The 21,452-nt window shown below is 60.7% G+C and carries 21 protein-coding genes; 13 read left to right on the top strand and 8 right to left on the bottom strand.

The window, feature by feature from the left end:
* Nucleotides 1–75: 75 nt before the first annotated feature.
* On the bottom strand, nt 76–996 hold the full coding sequence (locus ACA075_RS26570; protein ID WP_497299341.1) for a LysR substrate-binding domain-containing protein: 921 nt from the start codon (nt 994–996) through the stop codon (nt 76–78).
* Nucleotides 997–1,221: 225 nt separating this feature from the next.
* Here ACA075_RS26570 and ACA075_RS26565 point away from each other — a divergent pair, with 225 nt between their 5' ends.
* The 5 genes from ACA075_RS26565 (at nt 1,222) to ACA075_RS26545 (ending at nt 7,136) form a co-directional block, all read left to right on the top strand.
* Entirely contained in the window at nt 1,222–2,715 is a 1,494-nt protein-coding gene (locus ACA075_RS26565) for an aldehyde dehydrogenase (protein WP_497296229.1), read from the top strand.
* 31 nt (nt 2,716–2,746) lie between these two features.
* Complete coding sequence (locus ACA075_RS26560) at nt 2,747–4,117, top strand: aspartate aminotransferase family protein (RefSeq protein WP_497296228.1); 1,371 nt, start codon at nt 2,747–2,749, stop codon at nt 4,115–4,117.
* Nucleotides 4,118–4,512: 395 nt separating this feature from the next.
* The gene (locus tag ACA075_RS26555) at nt 4,513–5,499 is read left to right on the top strand and encodes an ABC transporter substrate-binding protein (RefSeq protein WP_497296227.1); all 987 of its coding nucleotides are present in this window, start codon (nt 4,513–4,515) and stop codon (nt 5,497–5,499) included.
* 9 nt (nt 5,500–5,508) lie between these two features.
* Nucleotides 5,509–6,312 (top strand): ABC transporter permease, encoded by an 804-nt coding sequence (locus ACA075_RS26550; RefSeq protein WP_010467403.1) that lies wholly within the window; start codon nt 5,509–5,511, stop codon nt 6,310–6,312.
* Nucleotides 6,300–7,136 (top strand): ABC transporter ATP-binding protein, encoded by an 837-nt coding sequence (locus ACA075_RS26545; RefSeq protein ID WP_497296226.1) that lies wholly within the window; start codon nt 6,300–6,302, stop codon nt 7,134–7,136. Before ACA075_RS26550 ends, ACA075_RS26545 begins: the two co-directional genes overlap by 13 nt.
* Before the next feature lie 138 nt (nt 7,137–7,274).
* On the opposite strand, the gene ACA075_RS26540 is transcribed toward ACA075_RS26545, so the two are convergent.
* Complete coding sequence (locus tag ACA075_RS26540; RefSeq protein WP_497296225.1) at nt 7,275–8,354, bottom strand: endonuclease/exonuclease/phosphatase family protein; 1,080 nt, start codon at nt 8,352–8,354, stop codon at nt 7,275–7,277.
* Between the two features lie 67 nt (nt 8,355–8,421).
* On the bottom strand, nt 8,422–9,093 hold the full coding sequence (locus ACA075_RS26535; protein ID WP_497296224.1) for a hypothetical protein: 672 nt from the start codon (nt 9,091–9,093) through the stop codon (nt 8,422–8,424).
* 177 nt (nt 9,094–9,270) lie between these two features.
* On the opposite strand from ACA075_RS26535, the gene ACA075_RS26530 reads away from it, so the two are divergent.
* The 3 genes from ACA075_RS26530 to ACA075_RS26520 all read left to right on the top strand — a co-directional run bounded on the left by ACA075_RS26530 (nt 9,271) and on the right by ACA075_RS26520 (nt 11,409).
* The gene (locus ACA075_RS26530; RefSeq protein WP_497296223.1) at nt 9,271–10,038 is read left to right on the top strand and encodes a DUF2076 domain-containing protein; all 768 of its coding nucleotides are present in this window, start codon (nt 9,271–9,273) and stop codon (nt 10,036–10,038) included.
* A gap of 257 nt (nt 10,039–10,295) precedes the next feature.
* A complete protein-coding gene (locus tag ACA075_RS26525; RefSeq protein WP_497296222.1) occupies nt 10,296–10,775 on the top strand; it encodes a LabA-like NYN domain-containing protein in 480 nt (159 codons plus the stop codon).
* A gap of 22 nt (nt 10,776–10,797) precedes the next feature.
* Entirely contained in the window at nt 10,798–11,409 is a 612-nt protein-coding gene (locus ACA075_RS26520; protein ID WP_497296221.1) for a 3'-5' exonuclease, read from the top strand.
* Nucleotides 11,410–11,532: 123 nt separating this feature from the next.
* Here the strand turns inward: ACA075_RS26520 and ACA075_RS26515 are convergent, their stop codons facing one another.
* A complete protein-coding gene (locus ACA075_RS26515) occupies nt 11,533–11,988 on the bottom strand; it encodes an Lrp/AsnC family transcriptional regulator (RefSeq protein ID WP_219096053.1) in 456 nt (151 codons plus the stop codon).
* A gap of 163 nt (nt 11,989–12,151) precedes the next feature.
* On the opposite strand from ACA075_RS26515, the gene yedA reads away from it, so the two are divergent.
* Both yedA and rhlE1 read left to right on the top strand, forming a co-directional pair.
* Nucleotides 12,152–13,078 (top strand): drug/metabolite exporter YedA, encoded by a 927-nt coding sequence (gene yedA / locus ACA075_RS26510; RefSeq protein ID WP_497296220.1) that lies wholly within the window; start codon nt 12,152–12,154, stop codon nt 13,076–13,078.
* A 78-nt stretch (nt 13,079–13,156) separates the two neighbouring features.
* The gene (gene rhlE1, locus ACA075_RS26505; RefSeq protein WP_497296219.1) at nt 13,157–14,491 is read left to right on the top strand and encodes an RNA helicase RhlE1; all 1,335 of its coding nucleotides are present in this window, start codon (nt 13,157–13,159) and stop codon (nt 14,489–14,491) included.
* A gap of 116 nt (nt 14,492–14,607) precedes the next feature.
* Here the strand turns inward: rhlE1 and ACA075_RS26500 are convergent, their stop codons facing one another.
* Both ACA075_RS26500 and ACA075_RS26495 read right to left on the bottom strand, forming a co-directional pair.
* Nucleotides 14,608–15,849: a TIGR03862 family flavoprotein gene (locus tag ACA075_RS26500; RefSeq protein WP_497296218.1), complete on the bottom strand. Its 1,242-nt coding sequence runs from the start codon at nt 15,847–15,849 to the stop codon at nt 14,608–14,610.
* 285 nt (nt 15,850–16,134) lie between these two features.
* A complete protein-coding gene (locus tag ACA075_RS26495; protein ID WP_497296217.1) occupies nt 16,135–17,055 on the bottom strand; it encodes a histone deacetylase family protein in 921 nt (306 codons plus the stop codon).
* Nucleotides 17,056–17,130: 75 nt separating this feature from the next.
* On the opposite strand from ACA075_RS26495, the gene ACA075_RS26490 reads away from it, so the two are divergent.
* From ACA075_RS26490 to ACA075_RS26480, 3 genes are all read left to right on the top strand, one after another.
* A complete protein-coding gene (locus tag ACA075_RS26490) occupies nt 17,131–17,700 on the top strand; it encodes a GNAT family N-acetyltransferase (protein ID WP_497296216.1) in 570 nt (189 codons plus the stop codon).
* 103 nt (nt 17,701–17,803) lie between these two features.
* A complete protein-coding gene (gene tesB, locus ACA075_RS26485) occupies nt 17,804–18,673 on the top strand; it encodes an acyl-CoA thioesterase II (RefSeq protein WP_219096059.1) in 870 nt (289 codons plus the stop codon).
* Nucleotides 18,670–19,263 (top strand): HAD family hydrolase, encoded by a 594-nt coding sequence (locus ACA075_RS26480; RefSeq protein ID WP_497296215.1) that lies wholly within the window; start codon nt 18,670–18,672, stop codon nt 19,261–19,263. Before tesB ends, ACA075_RS26480 begins: the two co-directional genes overlap by 4 nt.
* A gap of 129 nt (nt 19,264–19,392) precedes the next feature.
* Here ACA075_RS26480 and ACA075_RS26475 read toward each other — a convergent pair whose 3' ends face one another.
* Complete coding sequence (locus ACA075_RS26475) at nt 19,393–20,352, bottom strand: alpha/beta fold hydrolase (protein ID WP_497296214.1); 960 nt, start codon at nt 20,350–20,352, stop codon at nt 19,393–19,395.
* The gene (ypfJ, locus tag ACA075_RS26470) at nt 20,353–21,246 is read right to left on the bottom strand and encodes a KPN_02809 family neutral zinc metallopeptidase (protein ID WP_219096061.1); all 894 of its coding nucleotides are present in this window, start codon (nt 21,244–21,246) and stop codon (nt 20,353–20,355) included.
* Nucleotides 21,247–21,452 lie beyond the last annotated feature (206 nt).

The following is a 21,452-nucleotide window of genomic DNA, read 5'->3' as shown; positions in this document are numbered from 1 at the left end:
CCGCATGCCGTGGTGTTGCGACTGCTGCGCAGTCGAGCGGGAGCAAGCTCCCTCGCCACAGGGATTTCGCTTGACTCAGTTTTTTGTTGTGGCCTTCGCGGTGAGCTGCTCGCGGCAGTAATCCGCAAACAACTGCGCCGGTTTGGTCAGTTGTCCGCGCTTCAACCACGCTGCCACCAATCCTGAACCAGTGACCTCTTCGACAATATCCACGCACACCACTTTCTGGCCGTCGTAGGTGCATTCCGAATGCGGTCGCGTCACCAGTATCGAGAAACCAAACCCTTGCCCAACCATCCCCCGCACCATCTCGATCGACGGTGAGCTGAAGGCAATGTTCGGCGACAGGTTCAGTTCTTCGAACAGGCTGACGAAGTAGGTCCGGCTCGGTTGCACGTCCAGCAGAATCATCGGCTCCAGGCACAGATCCCGCAGCGACACTTGCTTGAGCTGGGCGAAGCGATGGTCCGCCGGCAGCAACGCATAAGGCCGCTGCGCCGGCATCAGCGGTTCGGTCTGAATGGTGGCGTCGAGTTCGTGCTCATACAGGATCGCCAGATCGAAGGTGCCGGACGTCAGGCCTTGTACCAGCTCTTGCTGCTCGCCATCGCGGATGCGGATTTTCACCCCCGGGTACAGCGCCGAGAAACCGGCAATCAGTTGCGGCAGGTACAGCGGTGCGACCGTTTCGAAGCAACCGATATCGATTTGCCCGGCCACCACATCGTTGTCGGCGAGGGCGTTCTGTTCGAACTCCTTGGCCATGCGCAGCAGTTCCTGGGCCTTGCGATAGAAACGCGCGCCGCTCGGTGTCAGGGACACGCCCTGGGCGTGATGACGGATCAGCAGTTGCACGCCGAAGCTGTCTTCCAGGCCTTTGATCGCCGTGGAAATCGCCGGCTGCGCGATATACAGCTTGCGCGACGCCTCGGCGACGCTGCCGCATTCGACGGTGGTAATGAAGTACTTCAATTGACGCAGGTTGTAGGCAGCCACGGCAAACCTCGGGGTGGATGGACTCGACATCCAGGCAATTTTTGCGCCGACTGCATCCGTTCTGACGACGGTGTTGTTGTGTTTGAACAATAACCACATACCGCGCCACCGGGGAGATTGGCTGCCCAGTTTTTTCATGGTCTGCGAAGACATTTTTACTATTTTTACTGGACTCGGGCCTGGGCCACCATCCAGACACAAGAAAAGCCCTTGGAGCATCTGAACGTGTTCGAGCTTGCATATTGGCAAAACAAAGCCGCCGCGCTGCGGTTTCCCGATCAGGCCCTGATCGACGGCAAACCCCGTTCGGCGCAGTCGGGTCAGACTTTCACAGCGATCAACCCCGCCACTGGCCAGCGCCTGGCGAACATGACCGCTTGCGGTGATGAAGAGGTGGACGCGGCGGTACGCAATGCGCGGCGGGTATTCGAGGCCGGCACCTGGTCGGCGCGTTCGCCGAGCGAGCGCAAGCACGTGTTGCTGCGTCTGGCGGATCTGATCATGGCCCACCGCGAAGAACTGGCGCTGCTCGACTCGCTGAACATGGGCAAGCCCGTGATGGACGCCTACAACATTGACGTGCCGGGCGCCGCCGGGGTGTTTCGCTGGTACGCCGAAAGCCTCGACAAACTCTACGATCAGATCGCCCCCAGTGCGCAAAACGTGCTGGCGACCATTACCCGCGAAGCGCTGGGCGTGGTCGCCGCCGTGGTGCCGTGGAATTTCCCGCTGGACATGGCCGCGTGGAAACTCGCGCCAGCCTTGGCCGCAGGCAATTCGGTGATCCTAAAACCTGCCGAGCAGTCACCGTTCTCCGCGTTGCGTCTGGCCGAGCTGGCGCTGGAGGCGGGTTTGCCGCCGGGCGTGCTGAACGTGCTGCCGGGCCTCGGCGAGCAGACCGGCAAAGCCCTCGGTTTGCACCCGGACGTCGATTGCCTGGTGTTCACCGGCTCGACCGAAGTCGGCAAATATTTCATGCAGTATTCCGCGCAATCGAACCTGAAACAGGTGTGGCTAGAGTGCGGCGGCAAGAGCGCCAATCTGGTGTTCGCCGATTGCCAGGACTTGGACCTGGCCGCCGAGAAATCCGCGTTCGGCATCTTCTTCAATCAGGGTGAAGTGTGCTCGGCCAACTCCCGGTTGCTGGTGCAGCGCTCGATTCATGACGATTTCGTCGAGCGCCTGAACGTGCAGGCCGAGCGCTGGCAGCCGGGTGATCCGCTGGACCCGTCGAGCAGCGCCGGGGCGATCGTCGACAGCCGTCAGACCGCGCGCATCATGAAGTTCATCCAGCAGGCCGAACGCCTCGGCGCGACCAAGGTATGCGGCGGTCGGCAGTCGATTTTCAACGGCTCCGACAACTTCATTCAGCCGACGATTTTTACCGGTGTGAGCCCGGACATGCCGCTGTTTCGCGAGGAAGTGTTCGGCCCGGTGTTGGCGGTCACCGCGTTCGACGACGAGGCGCACGCCTTGCAACTGGCCAACGACAGCGTCTACGGCTTGGCCGCCTCGCTGTGGACAGACGACCTCAACCGCGCCCACCGAGTGGCGCGGCAATTGCGAGCGGGCACGGTGTCGGTCAACAGCGTCGATGCGCTCGACGTGACCGTGCCTTTTGGCGGCGGTAAACAATCCGGTTTCGGCCGCGACCTGTCGCTGCACTCATTCGATAAATACACCCAGTTGAAGACCACCTGGTTTCAGCTGCGCGCATAACAGCCGCTCATAACAAAACGGAGAACTGGCGATGACCACACCACGTGAAACCCGCGACTACCAGGCCGCCGACGCTGCGCACCACATCCACGCGTTTGTCGATCAAAAAGCGCTCAACGACGAAGGGCCGCGAGTGATGGTCCGTGGCGAGCGCCTGCACCTGTGGGACAACGATGGTCGGCGTTACCTCGACGGCATGTCCGGGTTGTGGTGCACCAACCTCGGTTACGGGCGCAAGGACCTGGCGGCCGCGGCGACCCGACAGCTTGAGCAACTGCCGTACTACAACATGTTTTTCCACACCACCCACCCGCAGGTGATCGAACTCTCGGAGCTGCTGTTCAGCCTGTTGCCGGGGCACTACAGCCACGCGATCTACACCAACTCGGGCTCCGAAGCCAACGAGGTGCTGATCCGTACCGTGCGGCGTTACTGGACGATTCTCGGCAAGCCCGAGAAGAAAATCATGATCGGCCGCTGGAACGGTTACCACGGCTCGACCCTGGCAGCGACGGCGCTCGGTGGCATGAAATTCATGCACGAAATGGGCGGCATGATTCCCGACATCGAACACATCGACGAACCGTACTTTTTCGCCCACGAGGGCAATCTGACCCCGGCCGAATTCGGCCTGCGGGCGGCGCAGCAACTGGAAGCGAAGATTCTCGAACTGGGCGCGGACAAGGTCGCCGGGTTTATTGCCGAACCGTTCCAGGGCGCGGGCGGAATGATCTTTCCGCCGGAAAGTTACTGGCCGGAAATTCAGCGGATCTGCCGCAAGTACGACGTGCTGTTGTGCGCCGACGAAGTGATCGGCGGCTTCGGTCGTACCGGCGAATGGTTCGCTCATGAGCACTTCGGTTTTGAGCCGGACACGCTGTCGATTGCCAAGGGTTTGACCTCGGGTTACATCCCCATGGGCGGGTTGATCCTGTCGAAGAAAATGGCTCAGGTATTGGTGGAACAGGGCGGGGTGTTTGCCCACGGTTTGACTTACTCCGGGCACCCGGTGGCGGCAGCGGTGGCGATTGCCAACCTCACAGCTTTGCGCGATGAAGGGGTGGTGGCGCGGGTCAAGGATGACATCGGGCCTTACCTGCAACAGTGCTTGCGCGAGGTGTTCGGCAATCACCCGTTGGTGGGCGATATCCAGGGTGTCGGCATGGTGGCGGCGTTGCAATTGGCGGAGGACAAAAGCAGCCGCAAGCGCTTTGCCAACGAGAACGACATCGCCTGGCGTTGCCGCACGATTGGCTTTGAGGAAGGGGTGATCATTCGCTCGACGCTGGGGCGGATGATCATGGCGCCGGCGTTGATTGCCAGCCGTGAGGAAATCGATGAGCTGGTTGGCAAGACCCTGAAAGCGGTTGATCGGACGGCTCAGGAATACGGCCGGCTCTGACATTGTCGGAAGGTCCTTCGGACCTTATCGCGGGCAAGCCCGCTCCCACAGGGATTTGTGTCGGCCTCAAGATTAAGGCTCGACACATAACCTGTGGGAGCGGGCTTGCCCGCGATTGCTTTCGTTCATTCAACACACCTCTCAGCTTTTGCACCCACCCCGTGCACCCCCGCCAACCTCGCCCTTTTACGGCGCACGCTACCCAGTTTTTTCATCACTCCCAACGACATATTTCCTGATTTTCCTATCCCCGCCCCTGGTCCAACATCGACTTCGCCAGTCAGCCGAATGCTGACCACCGAAAGGTCCATCAGAGACCACCGGTGGCAACTGATCCAAGGCCACTGGCCGTACTGCCCATGACAAAACTAAATCAACAGCTTTGGGAGTGCTCCATGATCAAGTCCTTGCTTAACCGCGTCGCTCATCCACTGGCGATCACCGCCATCGCCGCCACGGTCGCCACCAGCGCCCAGGCCGGCACCCTGTCCATTGGCCACACCACTTGGGTCGGCTACGGCACCCTCTATCTCGCCCAAGACCTGGGCTACTTCAAGGAAGGCGGTTTGACCGTCGAATTGCCCGTCGTCGAAGAAGCCTCGATGTACATGGCCGCCCAGGCCTCGGGCGAGTTGTCGGGCTCGGCGTCGACCATCGACGAAGTGCTCAAGTACCGTCCGCAATTCTGCTTCAAGGCCGTCGCCGCACTGGATGACAGCCATGGTGGCGACGGCGTGCTCGTGGGCAAGGACATCAAGAGTCTGCAAGAGCTCAAAGGCAAAGCGGTGGCGGTGAACGAAGGGTCGACCTCGCAGTTCTGGCTGTCGTACCTGCTGAAAAAGCACGGCATGAGCATGAGCGATATCACCGTGCAAAACATGACGGCGGACGATGCTGCCACCGCGTTCATCGCCGGTCGTGTGCCGGCCGCCGTGACCTGGGAGCCGCACCTGTCGATGGTCCGCAGCAAGCAACAAGGCAAAGTGCTGATCGACAGCAGCAGCACGCCGGGGGTGATTGTCGATGTGGTCGCACTCAACTGCACCGTCATCGAGAAGCAACCGGAAGACGTCAAGGCGTTGGTCGCCGGCCTCTACAAAGCCGTGCAGTACACCAAGGACCATCCGCAAGAAGCTTACAAAATCATGGCCAAAGGCGTCGGCGGTTACCTCGCCGATCCGAAGGAGCTGGCCGCCGCCGCGCAAGGCGTGCGCTTCTACGATCAAGCCATGAGCGAAAAACTCCTCGGTTCTCCGGGTAAGCCGGGCGACAGCGAGCCACTGATCAAATTGGCCAACGAAACCGCCAGCGAATTGCAGGGCAAACCCTACAACGTCAGCAATGACGACCTGATCGACAACCGCTTCGTCAGCCCGCTGTAGGAGGTTCGCATGTTCAAGCGCAATTCATGGCTGAGCCGCTGCATCACGCCCAAGACCGGATTGCCGGTGCAGGTGATCTGGAGCGCGAGCGGCCTGGCCTGGGTGTTGTTGATCGGCCTGTGGGCCGGGTTGTCTTACGGTGGCGTGGTGCCGGGCATGTTCCTGCCGACACCGGGCGCGGTGGCCGAAGCCGCCGTGCGCCTGAGCCGAGACGGCACCCTGGGCCTTCACGTCTGGGCCAGTCTCGAAGTGGTGATGGTCGGTTTCATTGTCTCGTCGCTGGTGGCGGTGCCGCTGGGGTTGCTGATGGGCAGCTTCCGCATCGTCCAGGCCTTCCTTGAGCCGATGGTCAATTTCATCCGTTACCTGCCGGTGACCTCGTTCGTGCCACTGTTCATTCTGTGGATCGGTATCGGTCTGGAGCAGCGGGTGTCGGTGATCATCTTCGGCGTGTTTTTCCAGCAACTGGTGATGATCGCGGACGTGTCCAAGGGCATCTCCAAGGACCTGATCAACGCGTCCTACACCTTGGGCTCGACCCGCCGCGATGCGGTGCTGCATGTGATCGCCCCGGCGTCATTGCCAGGCGTGCTCGACACACTGCGCGTGACCATGGGCTGGGCCTGGACTTATCTGGTGGTCGCCGAGCTGGTGGCCGCTTCCAGTGGCCTGGGTTACTTGAGCCTGAAAGCCATGCGTGGCTTTCAAGTGGATGTGATTTTCCTGGCCATCGCGATCATCGGCCTGCTGGGCCTGGTCACCGATCAACTGTTCCGTTTTCTCCGTCTGAGGATCGCCGCATGGGCTCAGTAAGCGCCGTCAACCCGCGTTTCATCACACCCACGGCCGCCCCGGTGCAAGCCGCACCACGGCTGCAAGTGGACAAGGTCAGCCTGCGTTATCAGAAACCTGACGGCGGTATGTTCACCGCGCTGGAGCAGGTGTCGTTCGAAGTGCCGGATCAACAATTCGCCGTGCTGGTGGGGCCGTCGGGCTGCGGCAAGTCGAGTTTGCTGTACCTCACGGCTGGCCTGAACGAGCCCACGGAAGGCGAAATCTACGTCGGCGGCCAGCAAGTGCAAGGGCCGGGTGCGGATCGCGGCATGGTGTTCCAGAGCTATACGCTGTTCCCGTGGCTGACCGTGCGGCAGAACGTCGAGTTCGGCCTCAAGCGGCGGGGCATGGCGGCCGCTCAGCGCATGGAGATCGTCGATTACTACGTCAATGAGGTTGGCCTCACCGGGTTCGCCGACAACTACGCCAAGCAGTTGTCCGGCGGCATGATGCAGCGAGTGGCAATCGCCCGGGCGTTGGCCAACGACCCGCAGATCCTGCTGATGGATGAACCCTTCGGCGCCCTCGACAGCCAGACGCGCCTGCAAATGCAGCAACTGTTGTTGCGGGTCTGGGGTAACAGCAAGAAGACCGTGCTGTTCGTGACCCACGACATCGACGAGGCGATTCTGTTGGGGGATCGGGTCTATGTCATGGGCGCCCGGCCTGGGCGGATCAAGCAGATTCTGGATGTGCCGATCGAACGCCCACGGACCCTGGATATGGTCATGGAGCGTTCGTTTATCGACATGAAGCGCAGGATTTTCGGGTTACTGCATGACGACTTGGAGGAGGTGCATTGACCCGATTTCCCGTTATGCCCAAATCCCCTGTGGGAGCGAGCCTGCTCGCGATTGCGATTGATCATTCAACAATGATGTCGACTGACACTACGCCATCGCGAGCAGGCTCGCTCCCACAGGTTTTGTGTTTAACCGGAGTTAGGGGGCTGCCGGTAGGAGAAACCTTGCAATCACCGGCAAATGATCGGAGATCCGCAAGGTATCGTCCTGCCTCACCATGGCCTCGACCCGTTTGATCCGCGGGCTGTAGAACAGGTAATCAACCGTTCGGTCCGGGCCGTTCAGGCCTGGATCATTCGGGTAGTGGGTCAGCCACCGCGCCCGGTCGATCCCGCTGGCTTCGTTGTTGGTCGGGATCATCGGGTATTTGTCCCACAGCACATGCAAGGCACTGTCGACGGAGTAGGGCGTGCGTTGTTCGTCGGGCAGGCGTCGATACTGGCCCAGCGGCAACAGGTTGAAGTCGCCACCGATCAACCATGGGGTGCCACGGCTCTCATATTTGTCGAGCACCTTGGCCACAGCCGTCACTTGGGCCAGCAGGGTTTCATCAGGTTGGCTGACGCGGTCCAGATGGGTATTGAGCACCGCGATCTGCCCGCCGTCGCTCAGCGGCAGGTAAGTCGTCAGCAAGGCGTTTTTCGGTTTGAACTGACGGCTGATGATGTTGGCCGACGCGACCGGCAATTGCAGGCGTTCGGCGTGTTCGATCTGGTATCGGCTGAGCGTTGCCAGTTGCCGGCCGACGCTGCCGAAGATGTGCGGCAGCGGCACAAAATCGGCTTTCCAGTCGAAGGCGTGAGCGCTGCACGGATAAAGGTCGGCGACCCGTTCCTGGAGTAACTTGAACTGGTTCTGGTAATCGCTGGCCTTGGCGCCGTCATCCAGTTCCTGCAACAGCACAATGTCCGGTTGCTCGTCGCGAATCACCCGCGCCACCTCATCGAGGCTGAAGGCCATGTCTTCGGCAGTGGGGCTTTCGTCGTCGCCTTTCGCCAGGTCATTCCAGAACACGTAGCGCTTGCCGGCCAGGTACTGGACATTCCAGGTCATGACTTTCAGCGCCTGGCCGGGTACCAGCGTGGGCGCCTGAGTGCTGCAGCCGATCGGTGCTGCTTCTTTGGCTTCGGGACGCCAGGTCAGGCTGTAGATCAGCAAGGCAGTCAGGCCCGCCACGATCAGCAGGCCCAGCAGGGTGTAGCGCAGTAGACGGGTCATGGCTCGGCTTATAGCGTTACAAAAGATGAGCCCGAGCATAACCGAGCGTCGGGCTTAAGCACATGGGTCATAGCTCCCCGTCAATTTTCTCGGGGGCATCGGCAATCAGCATGAACAACCGGAACACCACCACGCTGGTGAACAGTTGCAGGAAGCTGTGCGCGCTGTCGATCAGAAGCAAAATCACCGGGTTCTGCGGCTCCGGGTAAATCGCAAGGGTCGAGCCCTTGAGCACCCACAACGGGCCCATCACACACAGGATGCACACCAGGATTCGCAGGAAATGGCCGCGGGTCAGGCGCAGGCTTTCCTTCATCGCCGCCAACGGGGCCAAGCCGCGCAGCACCAGCAGATATTCGCCAAAGGCCAGGGTCACCATCAGCCAGATGCCCGGCAGGATCAGCGACAAGCCGATCAGGATCAGCAAGGTATTGAGAGCAGTGAGCAGGGCGAAGCGCGGCCACAGGTAGGCCGACCTCGACAGCAACTCGCGGGTGCTCGGTGATTCGCCACGGCTGCGGGCATCGAGAAACAGGATCAGCGCGGCGGTGTACAGCGGATAGACCAGCAAGCCGACCATCACGCTGATACCGGGAAAGCTGTCCGGCTCAGTGGAGCGATCAACCACTTGTTGCAGCAGCGCTTCGAAGATCACCAGCGGCAGGCACAGGCGCACGATCTGGCCCAGATTGCGCTTGAAGAAATACAGAGAGTCACGCAGTACATCGAACGAATTCATCAGTCGGTATCGCAGGTTGAAAGCAGTGGCCCACTTTAACCGATGAAGCCCTTTGGGACGCAAACGTAAACGTTCGGTAAAGGTCATTGAAACATCCTGTATCAGCCCCATTACTGGAGAGCACCTTATCCACAGTGGATGAGGGCGACGATATTCCCGGCAATCTACGAGGTCGCCATGAACAGCGAAGAACAAACCCTGATCGATGGACTGTTTTCCCGGCTGCAACAGGCCGAAACGGACTCAGCCCCACGCGACGCCCAGGCTGAGGCGCGGATCAAGGAGCACCTGACTCGCCAACCCGCGGCAGGCTATTTCATGACCCAGGCGATTCTGGTTCAGGAAGCGGCCCTCAAAAGCCTCGACGCGCAGAACAAGCAACTCGCACAGCAGGTGCAGCAATTGCAGGCCGAACTGCAATCGGCCAAGGCTCAGCCGTCGGCGCCTGCCAGCGGTGGTTTCCTGTCGAGCATCTTTGGCGGCGGTTCCCGTGATCCGCAGCCTGCACCGACGCAAAGCGCGCCGTCCTCCAATGGTGGGTGGCGTGAGCCGGGGCGGCCGTCGTTCAATTCGCAGCCGCCACAGCAACAGAACTTCGGTGCCGCAGCGCCGCAGCAGAATTACGCGCCGCAGCAGCAAGCCCCTGGGATTGGTGGTGGTTTCCTTGGTGGCGCACTGAAAACCGCCGCCGGTGTGGCCGGTGGCGTGATGCTGGCGCAAGGCATCAGCAGCCTGTTCCACAGCAATCAGCAACCTCAGGAAGTCGTCGAAGTCATCAAGGAAGAGCCGGCCCAGGTCAGCGATCAGAGCGATAGCGGCAATGGCTGGGGCGACGACCAGCGCGTGGCGGACAACAACGCCAACGATCAGGGCGGCTTCACCGACGCCGACTACAGCGATGACAGTTCATCGTTCTTTGGCGGCGACGACGATTCCTTCGTCTGATTCAACGTTACAGGTGTAACACTGAACCCGTGGCGAGGGAGCTTGCTCCCGCTGGGCTGCGCAGCAATCCTTCTTTGGGGCCGCTGCGCGACCCAGCGGGAGCAAGCTCCCTCGCCACAGGTTGCCATTCGTCCGAGGCTCCAAGATGCTTCGGGCCGATTATTCGCGGAACAATCCTTCAGGCTGGCATACTGGGCCACTTTTCGGGCCTGGTGCCTGACCCAGCCTGCGCGCGACTGCGCCAAAGAGGATGCACGGTGAAAAAAATCGCAGTGTTCGCCGACGTTCAAAACCTCTATTACACCGTGCGTCAGGCCTATGGTTGCCACTTCAACTACGCCGCGTTGTGGGCTGATATCAGCAAACAGGGCGAGATCGTTGAGGCTTATGCCTATGCGATCGATCGCGGCGACAGCAAACAGCAGCAATTCCAGCAGATCCTGCGCAACCTCGGCTTCATCGTGAAGCTCAAGCCCTACATCCAGCGCAGCGACGGCTCGGCCAAGGGCGACTGGGACGTGGGCATCACCCTGGACATCATGGACGCCTCCGATCATGTCGATGAAGTGGTGCTGGCCTCCGGCGACGGTGATTTCGACATGCTGCTGGACCGCATCATCACCAAGCATGGCGTGCAAGCCGTGGCCTACGGCGTGCCGGGCCTGACGGCTAACTCGCTGATCCGCGCCGCCAGCCGCTACGTGCCGATCGAAGGCGCGTTGCTGCTCAAAAATTGATTTTTACGGAGTTGAAACAGGTTTGGAACGCATAGCAGTCATCGACTTTGAAACCACCGGGATCTCCCCGAGCAGCAGCTGCCGGGCCACGGAAATTGCCGTGGTGATCCTTGAACAGGGGCGCATCGTCGAGCGTTACCAGAGCCTGATGAACGCCGGCGTGCGCGTCCCGGCCTTCATCGAACAACTCACCGGCATCAGCAACGCCATGCTGCGCACCGCGCCCTCAGCCGAACAGGTGATGAACGAGGTCAACGAGTTCGTCGGCATCACGCCGCTGCTGGCGCACAACGCCGCGTTCGACCAGAAGTTCTGGGACTTCGAACTCGGCCGCATCAAGCGCACCCGCCTGCAAAACTTCGCCTGCTCGCTGCTACTCGCCCGCCGCCTGATGCCCGCCGCGCCGAACCACAAGCTCGGCACCCTCACCACCTTCGCCAGCCTGCCCAACACCGGCAAGGCTCACCGGGCCATGGCCGATGCCGAAATGGCGGCCAACCTGACGGAGCATCTGGTTCAGGAACTGCATCAGAAGCACGGGCTGCGCGAGTTGTCCCATGATCTGCTGGTGAGCTTGCAGAAGGTGCCGGCGGCGAAGATCAACGAACACCTCAAGCGCCATCGCGGGTTCTGACTGACACACCACAATCCCACTGTAGGAGCCGGCTTGCTGGCGATAGCGGTGTATCAGTCGACATCAATGTTGAAGACGAACCGCAATCGCCAGCAAGCCGGCTCCTACAGGGGGCGTGTCGTATCAAAGCTTTCCATTGCCTTCCAGTTGCCCCAACGGCACGCGCTTTTCGATGGCGCTCGACAGCACAATCGAGGTCTTGCTGAACCCGAACTTGGCGATTCGGTTGATCAACTCTTCCAGCTCCGGCATCGAACCTACCGCCGCTTGCATGATCACGCACGGATCACCCGTCACCCGGTGGCACTCCGTCAGTTGTGGGATTTTGATCAGGTCGTCGTAGGCCTTCTGGTTGCCATGCTGGTTCAGGCGCAGTTCGATCACGCACTGGATCGGCAATCCAAGCTTGGCCATGTCGACTTTGGCCTGGTAACCGGTGATGACCCCACTGGCTTCGAGTTTGGCCACGCGCTCGGCCACGGCCGGCGCGGACAGGTTGACCTTGCGCGCCAGGTCGGCGTAGGACGCACGACCGTTTTCCAGCAGGGCGCTGAGGAGCATGCGGTCGTATTTATCCATCGTCGTATTCCTGAAAATTGGCTGACTTTCGAAAACATGGCTTATAGCGCCAATCTCCGTGTTTTGAAAAGTGTACCGGCGCTATAAACAGGTTTTGTAACTTATTTTTCGCCGTTGGCCTTTCTAAAATAGCGGTTCACATTGTCCTGTCATCGAGCTGCCCATGCCTGGCTTACGTCGTTTTCCCTTGCCGTTGATCGCCGCCTTTTTTGCGTTGTACGTGATTTGGGGCTCGACTTACCTGGTGATCCGTATCGGCGTGGAATACTGGCCGCCCTTGCTGCTCGCCGGTATTCGCTTTGTCATCGCAGGGAGTTTGATGTACGCCTTCCTGCGCTGGCGCGGGGCACCGGCACCGACCTGGACGCAGTGGAAAGCCGCGGGGATCATTGGGATCTTGCTGCTGACGTGCGGTAACGGCGCGGTCAGCGTGGCTGAACACACGGGGGTCGCCTCCGGGGTTGCTGCGCTCGCGGTGGCGACGGTGCCGCTGTTTACCTTGCTCTGCGGCTATTTCTGGGGGGCGCGTAATACTCGTCTCGAATGGGCCGGGATTGTGCTCGGGCTGATCGGCATCGCCATGCTCAACCTCGGTTCCAATCTGCAGTCGAGCCCGTTGGGAGCGGCATTGCTGATATTCGCGGCGGCTTCCTGGGCCTTCGGTTCGGTCTGGAGCAAACACTTGCCGTTGCCCCAAGGCGCCATGGCCAGTGCCGTGGAAATGCTGGTGGGCGGTGTAGCGCTGCTGATCGGCAGTGCGCTGAGTGGTGAGCATCTGCAAGCCATGCCGCCGATTGAAGGCTGGGCAGCCCTGGCCTACCTGACCTTCTTCGGCTCGATCATCGCTTTCAACGCTTATATGTATCTGTTGAAAAACGTGCGGCCGGCAGCGGCGACCAGTTATGCCTACGTCAACCCGGCGGTCGCAGTGTTGCTGGGGATCGTGTTTGTCGGCGAGACCATCGGGATCGAAGAAGGGCTGGCGATGCTGGTGATCATAAGCGCCGTGGTGTTGATCGGATTGCCGCAATGGCGGCGGGCGCCTGTTCAGCCCGCTGTAGCCGTGCCGACAGAATCCCGTGTGAATTAGGATAAACTGCGCGCCATTGCATCTTGTTTTGCACACTTGTTTTGAAAAACCCGCGCTGAATTTTCCTACGGTAATCCCATGACTTTCGCCACCCTTGGCCTGATCGAACCCTTGCTGCGCTCTCTCGAGACGCTCGGCTACCAGACCCCGACGCCGGTTCAGGCGCAAGCCATTCCGGCGGTGCTGGCCGGTCGCGACCTGATGGCCGCCGCCCAGACCGGCACCGGCAAGACCGCTGGCTTCGCGCTGCCGCTCCTGCAATTGCTGGCCATGGAAGGGCCGAAAGTGGCGTCTAACTCGGTGCGCGCACTGATCCTGGTGCCGACCCGCGAACTGGCCGAACAGGTTCACGAAGCCGTGCGTCAGTACGCCGAGAACCTGCCGTTGAGCACTTACGCGGTGTACGGCGGCGTCAGCATCAACCCGCAGATGATGAAGCTGCGCAAGGGTGTTGACGTGCTGGTGGCGACGCCGGGTCGTTTGCTCGACCTGTATCGCCAGAAGGCCCTCAAGTTCAATCAGTTGCAAACCCTGATTCTGGACGAAGCCGATCGCATGCTTGATCTGGGTTTCTCCGAGGAACTGGGGAATATCTACCGCGTGCTGCCCAAGCAACGTCAGACGCTGCTGTTCTCCGCGACGTTCTCCGACGCGATCCGCTTGCTGGCCGGACAAATGCTCAACGATCCGCTGAGCATCGAAGTCAGCCCGCGCAACGTCGCTGCCAGCACCGTCAAGCAATGGGTCGTGGTGGTGGACAAGAAGCGCAAGCCTGAACTGTTCGTTCACTTGATGCGCAAGGGCAAGTGGAAGCAAGTGCTGGTGTTCGCCAAGACCCGCAATGGTGTGGACGCTCTGGTGGAAAAACTCCAGGGCCTGGGCATCAATGCCGACGGCATCCACGGCGACAAACCGCAGGCAACCCGTCAGCGTGCGCTGGACCGTTTCAAGGCCAGTGAAGTGCAGATTCTTGTGGCCACCGACGTTGCGGCCCGTGGTCTGGATATCGAAGATCTGCCATTGGTGGTCAACTTCGACCTGCCGATCGTGGCGGAGGACTACATCCACCGGATCGGTCGTACCGGTCGCGCGGGTGCAACCGGGCAGGCGATTTCGCTGGTCTGCGCCGATGAAGTGAATCTGCTGTCGGCCATCGAGACGTTGACCCGTCAGACATTGCCTCGCCAGATGGAACACGACTTCGAACCTGAGCATCGGGTACCGGATACGGACGCCAGCGGTCAGGTAGTGAAGAAGCCAAAAAAACCGAAGAAGCCGAAGACTGCCGGTGGCGGTAAACGCAACCTGGGTAAATGGGTCGAGAGTGGGGATGCTTCGGCGCCGGAGCCTTCGATCAAACCCGTGCGCAAGGTGCCGGTGTTTAACACTGGGCCGCGTAAGAAGAAGCCTTAAAATGTGCGGCGTTAATTAAGCCGCTATCGCGAGCAGGCTCGCTCCCACAATGGATCTGTGTCTTCCACAAATCCCCTTTGGAAGCGAGCCTGCTCGCGATGGGTGCGCCTCGGTCTTCAGCCCTTGCGGTTGAGCCACTCCACCATCCCCAACCCCGCCGCGCGCCCACTGGCGAAACATGCGGTCAGCAGATAGCCGCCGGTCGGCGCTTCCCAATCGAGCATTTCCCCTGCGCAAAACACCCCAGGCAATTGCTTGAGCATCAGCCGTTCATCCATCGACTCGAACATCACGCCTCCGGCGCTGCTGATGGCTTCATCCAGCGGACGGGTTTTTACCAGCGTCAGCGGCAACGCCTTGATCACTTGGGCCAGCAACGCCGAATCGGCGAAGCATTCGGCCGGCGTAAGTTCGCGCAGCAACGCCGCTTTCACCCCATCGATCCCGAGCTGGCTGTGCAGGTGTTTAGACATGGAGCGGGAGCCACGTGGTTTGCTCAGCGCCGCCTGAACTTTATCCACAGGCCGGCCCGGTAGCAGGTCGAGGTGAATGGTCGCGGAGCCGTGCTGGTTGATGGCCTCGCGGATCGGCGCCGAGAGGGCGTAGATCAAACTGCCTTCCATCCCGGTCGCGGTAATCACGCATTCGCCCAAGCGCGGCACGTCGTCATTGAGGCCGATGGCGATGTTTTTCAGCGGTGCGCCGGCGAACTTGCTGACCATCAAGTCGCTCCAGGCCTGCACCTCGAAGCCGCAATTACTGGGCTGCAACGGCATAAGTCCTACGCCGCGCTGTTCCAGTGGCAGCATCCACGCGCCGTCCGAACCGAGGCGTGACCAGCTGCCACCGCCGAGGGCCAGCAAGGTTGCGTCAGCTTTGACGGTTTTTTCGCCTTCGGGGCTGTCGATGCGCAATCCTCCGCTGTCATCCCAGCCGAGCCAGCGGTGACGGGTGTGGATGACGACGCCGGCCTCGCGCAAGCGCTTGAGCCAGGCGCGCAACAGGGGCGCGGCCTTCATGTCGGTCGGAAACACCCGGCCGGAGCTGCCGACGAAGGTTTCGATGCCCAGGTCATGAATCCATTGGCACAACGCATCGGCACCGAAGCCACGCAACAGTGGCGCGATCTGCGGCGCGCGTTCGGCGTAGCGTGAGAGAAACGCCGGGTAGGCTTCGGAATGGGTGATGTTCATGCCGCCGACACCGGCCAGCAGGAATTTTCGCCCCACCGACGGCATGCCGTCGTACAGGTCGACCTTGATCCCAGCCTGGCTCAACACTTCGGCCGCCATCAGGCCGGCGGGGCCGCCGCCGATGATGGCTACGTGAGAAGGGGAGGAGGTCGAGGGCTGTGTCATGGAATGCGCTGCGGTATGGCGGAATAAGCCGCGCATTCTATCAGCACAGATACCTGTGGGAGCGAGCCTGCTCGCGATGGCGTCGGGTCAGTCGACATCGATGTTGGGTGTGAAGGCCTCATCTCCGGCAAGCCGGTCTCACTCCCACAGAGGATTGTTGGTGTTTTCTAAGGTGGTTAAAAAACAACCACCGAGTTGTAGGCTAAGTACCGCATGGCCTGTAGACCCTTTCACTCAGGTTATCCACAGGCAGTTCCACAGGCATTGTGGGTAAAGACTCACACCTCAATGACAACCTGATGACTGCCAGACCCGTTGCGCGCTGTGATGCAGGATTCCGTGGCGGCGCGCCAGGGCCTTGCGGTCCTTGCTGTAGCCGCCGCCAATCACCCCGACCACCGGAATATCCCGCCCCAGGCAATGGCGCATCACGCTTTCATCGCGAGCGGCCACGCCTTCGTCGGTCAGCTTCAGGTAACCGAGGGCGTCGTCCTTGTGCACGTCGACGCCGGCGTCATACAACACCAGATCCGGTTGGTAGAGCGGCAGCAAATAATTGAGCGCGTCGTCCACCACCTTCAGGTAATCAGCATCGCCCATGCCTTTGGGCAACGGGATGTCCCAGTCGCTTTCAGCCTTGCGTGCAGGAAAATTCTTTTCACAGTGCAGGGAAACGGTCACCGCGTCCGGGGTGTTGTGCAGAATCCGTGCAGTCCCGTCGCCCTGGTGCACGTCGCAATCGAAGATCAGCACCCGATTTACACGGCCGCTTTCCAGCAGGAAATGGCTGATCACCGCCAGGTCATTGAAGATGCAGAAACCCGCCGGATAGTCGTAATGCGCGTGATGGGTGCCCCCGGCCAAGTGACAGGCCAACCCGTGTTCCAGCGCCTGCTCTGCTGCGAGCAACGATCCGCCGACCGCCCGCACCGTGCGCCGGGCCAGTGCTTCGCTCCAGGGTAGGCCGAGGCGCCGCTGGTCTTCGCGGGACAACTCGCCGCTCATGTAGCGTTCGATATAGGCAGCGTCATGGGCGAGGGCGAGAATCTCCGAGGGGCAGAGGTCGGGGCGCAACAGGTCGGCGTCCCTGGTCAAGCCGCTGTCCACCAGGTGATCGCGCAGCAGGCGAAACTTGTCCATGGGAAAGCGGTGATCCGCCGGGAATTCGGGGCTGTAGTCTTCGTGGTAGATCAGCGGCAGTGACATGAGTGATTTCATGGGTGAATGAAGGAAGGATCCTACCAGCGATGTAGACTTGCGGCATGGAAAGGGGAGGACACGATGGAGCCGATACTGGAACTCGAGAGCGCGCGACTGGTGTTGCGGCAGTGGCGCGATGAGGATTTGCCGGAGTTTGCGGCGATGTGCGCCGATCCACAGGTCATGCGCTATTTTCCGGCCCCTTTGAGTCGTCTGGAGAGTGCTTCGCTGATAGGACGGATTCGCGGGCATTTTGCCGAACATGGCTTTGGTCTCTGGGCGCTGGAACGCAAGGACACCGGGGCATTTATCGGTTTCACCGGCCTCGGCATGGTCGGTTTCGACGCGCCGTTCACCCCTGCGACCGAAATCGGCTGGCGCCTGGCGCGCGAGCATTGGGGCCTGGGGTATGCCAGTGAGGCGGCGTGGACCGCTCTGCGCTGCGGTTTTGATCGGTTGGCGCTGCAAGAAGTCGTGTCGTTCACCGCCAAAGACAACCTGCCTTCGGAAAAAGTCATGCAGTCGATCGGTATGCACCATGATTCAGCCGATGACTTTGAACATCCCAAGCTCGCGGCCGATCATCCCCTGCGTCACCATGTGCTGTATCGCATCTCCCGTGAACAATGGCTGCAAACCTTGCATGGATAAGCAGGCACGGACGTTTACAATGGCTCCCATGGGCCCTGGCCATAAACTGAATCGACCGCCGCAGCCAAGACTGCGCGGCAAGCTTTGTGTGAGGAGAGTCTGAATGAGCCAAGTGTTGGATGATCTGGTCGACCTGCTGACCCTGGAACCGATCGAAGAAAACCTGTTCCGTGGCCGCAGTCAGGACCTGGGTTTTCGTCAGTTGTTCGGCGGTCAGGTGATCGGTCAGTCGTTGTCGGCGGCCAGTCAGACGGTAGAAGAAACGCGCCATGTGCATTCGATGCACGGTTATTTCCTGCGCCCGGGCGATTCCGCGTTGCCCGTTGTGTATCAGGTTGATCGGGTGCGTGATGGCGGCAGTTTCAGCACGCGCCGGGTCACGGCGATCCAGAAGGGCAACCCGATCTTTACCTGCAGTGCCTCGTTCCAGTACGACGAAAAAGGCTTTGAGCATCAGGCCGAGATGCCGACCGTGGTCGGCCCGGAAAACCTGCCCTCGGAACTGGAGCTCACCCAGCAACGTGCGCACCTGATTCCCGAGCACATGCGCGAAAAATTTCTGTGCCCCAAACCGATCGAATTCCGACCGATCACCGAGAAAGATCCTTACAACCCGCAACCGTCCGATCCGGTGAAGTACGTCTGGTTTCGCGCTGACGGTGCCTTGGCTGATTCTCCGGCGCTGCACAAATACCTGCTGGCCTACGCCTCGGACTTCGGTCTGCTGACCACCTCGATGCAGCCCCACGGCAAATCGGTCTGGCAGAAAGACATGCAGGTCGCCAGCCTCGATCACTCGCTGTGGTTCCATGCGGACCTGCGCGCCGATGACTGGTTGCTGTACGCGATGGACAGCCCTTGGGCCGGCAATTCCCGTGGTTTCTCCCGCGGCAGCGTATTCAACCGCGCCGGGCAACTGGTGGCTTCGGTCACGCAGGAAGGCCTGATTCGCCACCGCAAGGATTGGGCATGAGCCTGGCCGAGGTGCGGCACTGGGTGTTCGACATGGACGGCACCCTGACGGTGGCCGTGCATGACTTCGCGGCGATTCGCGTGGCCTTGGCAATTCCCGCCGAAGACGACATCCTGACCCACCTCGCGGCGCTGCCGGCCGATGAAGCGGCCGCCAAACATGCGTGGTTGCTGGAGCATGAACGGGACTTGGCGCTAGGCTCGAAAGCCGCGCCGGGCGCAGTGGAGCTGGTGCGTGAGTTAGCCGGGCGCGGGTATCGCCTGGGCATTCTCACGCGCAATGCCCGGGAGCTGGCCCACGTAACCCTGGAGGCGATCGGCCTGGCTGACTGCTTTGCCGTGGAGGATGTGCTGGGGCGTGATGAAGCGCCGCCCAAACCGCATCCCGGTGGTTTGCTGAAGTTGGCCCAGGCCTGGAACGTGCCGGCGAGCGAGATGGTGATGGTCGGTGATTACCGCTTTGATCTGGATTGCGGTCGAGCGGCGGGGGCGCGGACGGTGTTGGTGAATTTGCCGGATAACCCTTGGCCGGAGCTGACGGATTGGCATGCGGCGGATTGTGGGGTGTTGCGGGAGATGTTGTCTGCCTGAGGCCCTCTTCGCGGGCAAGTCGGATCGCCGCACCGCTCGCTCCTATAAGGACAGCGAGAAACCCTGTAGGAGCGAGCGGTGCGGCGATCCGACTTGCCCGCGAAGACGTCAGATCAGTCCATACAAAACTCACTGACCAAACAACACCTTCTGCCCCTCCGGCGACGTCAACATCCCATCCCCGTTATGCCCGACCCCCGGCACTTCAACCAGCCGCTGATTCACCCCTTTCGGATTGCGACGCAGCAGGTAATTGAAAAAATTCTTCCCGCGAACCAGACGATAAGCACCTTGCGTTTCGGCCTCGCAACCTTTGTCCAGCGCCGGATGCTGCGGGTCAGTGTCTTGCTGCCCGAGCAGATAAGTCACGTCCCGTTTGACGTAGTTTCCTTCAATCTGCGGTGCCGTTTGCCCACTGGCATAAACCGGTAAATCCGTCAGTCCATATTTCCAGCGATTGAAACCGGGACACGCCGCATGGTTGAACGCCACCGGCCGTTGCTCATTGAAATACGCATAGGACGAAGGGTTGGCGACCACGTAGCGAAGCTTCACGCCGGCGGCCGTCAGGGCCGGTTGCTCACGGGCCAGCAACGCATAACGCTGCACCATCTGAGCGCCACCAGAGTGGCCGGCGATGATGATTTGCTTCACGTCCGGAAATTGTCGACGGTCGCCGACTCGCTCGATGATTTGATCGAGGGCTGCAAAGGAACTCAGCGCAAAAGGAGCGGTGGATAAACCTCCTGACATCCAGTCATTGCCCTGCCAGCGCAACACCGTGTCTGCCACAGGATGAAGTGCGATGTCGGTTTCGTTGAGGAATTGCGGGGCGATCACCAGGGTGCTTGCGCTTTGCCCGGCCAGTTCCGCCGCGCGCTCGGCGCTCTGGCGATAGGTTTCAGCGTTGCGCAGACGACCATGGATGATGATCAGCACGCGTTCGATTTTCGCGGGCGCCGGGCCGAGCCCCACCGCCATCTCACCTTCTTTCAACAACAACCGGCCGGGGCTGAGCTCTTTGACGCCATGCTCCGCAGCCTGGGTGCTTGCGCAGGTGAACAACAACATCAACAACCACTTATTCATTTAAAGGTTTTTCGCCGCGAAGGTATCGCACTGGCCCACCTGGCCTTGCGCAAATCCGGTTTTGAACCAGCGCACCCTTTGCGCTGATGTGCCATGGGTAAACGAGTCCGGTACCACCCGACCCTGCCCCTGTTGTTGCAAACGGTCATCGCCGATGGCGTTGGCCGCGTTCAAGGCTTCTTCGATGTCACCCGGTTCCAGCCAGTTCAGACGCTGCTGCGCATTGTTGGCCCAGACACCGGCCAGGCAATCGGCCTGCAATTCCTGACGCACCAACAAGCCGCCATCACCTTCCATCTGCCGGCCTTGCTGGCGGGCTGCCTGAATTTTCGCGGAAACGCCGAGCAACGTCTGAACGTGGTGTCCGACTTCATGAGCGATCACGTAGGCCTGAGCGAAGTCACCGGCCGCGGAAAAGCGTTGCGACATTTCCTGGAAAAAGGCCATGTCCAGGTAGACCTTCTGGTCGGCCGGGCAATAGAACGGACCGGTCGCCGATGTCGCCAGGCCGCATGCCGAATTCACTCGGTTGCTGAACAGTACCAGCGTCGGGTTTTTATACTGCCGACCGGCCTGCTGGAAAATCTGGCCCCAGGTGTCTTCGGTATCGCCGAGGATCGAGCGCACGAATTCGGCGCCTTCATCAGTGGCCGGCGGCGCCTTGCGGCTCTGGTTGGTGGCCGGTGCCGATTGCTCGGTCATTTGTCCGGTCAGTTGCCCGAGGATTTGCATCGGGTCCTGGCCGGTGAGCCAGCCAATCCCCACAATCAGGATGATAGCGGTCAGGCTCAGGCCTTTGCCGCCACCAAAACGCATCCCACCGCCACCGCTGCCGACATCATCACCACGGGCGTCGACCACGTTGTCGCTGCGTCGGCCTTTTTTCCATAGCATGTGGGAATCCTCTGATTGTCCGTGGTGATGAGTGTTGCTGGTGTGTGGGGGCGGCGCCAGTCCGGCTGTCCGGCTTTTCGTTCACTGGCCGGTCGACTCGCTGACTGTAGGAACATGGATCACCCATCGAATTCCGTCAGTGGGCGGGTTTTTATCGAATAGGCCAGCCGCTGTCTCTATCGAGCATCGGGTTCCAGATTTCGCGT

This window comes from Pseudomonas sp. LBUM1663, from assembly GCF_059695905.1.
This window is presented reverse-complemented; position numbering and strand designations above follow the sequence as displayed.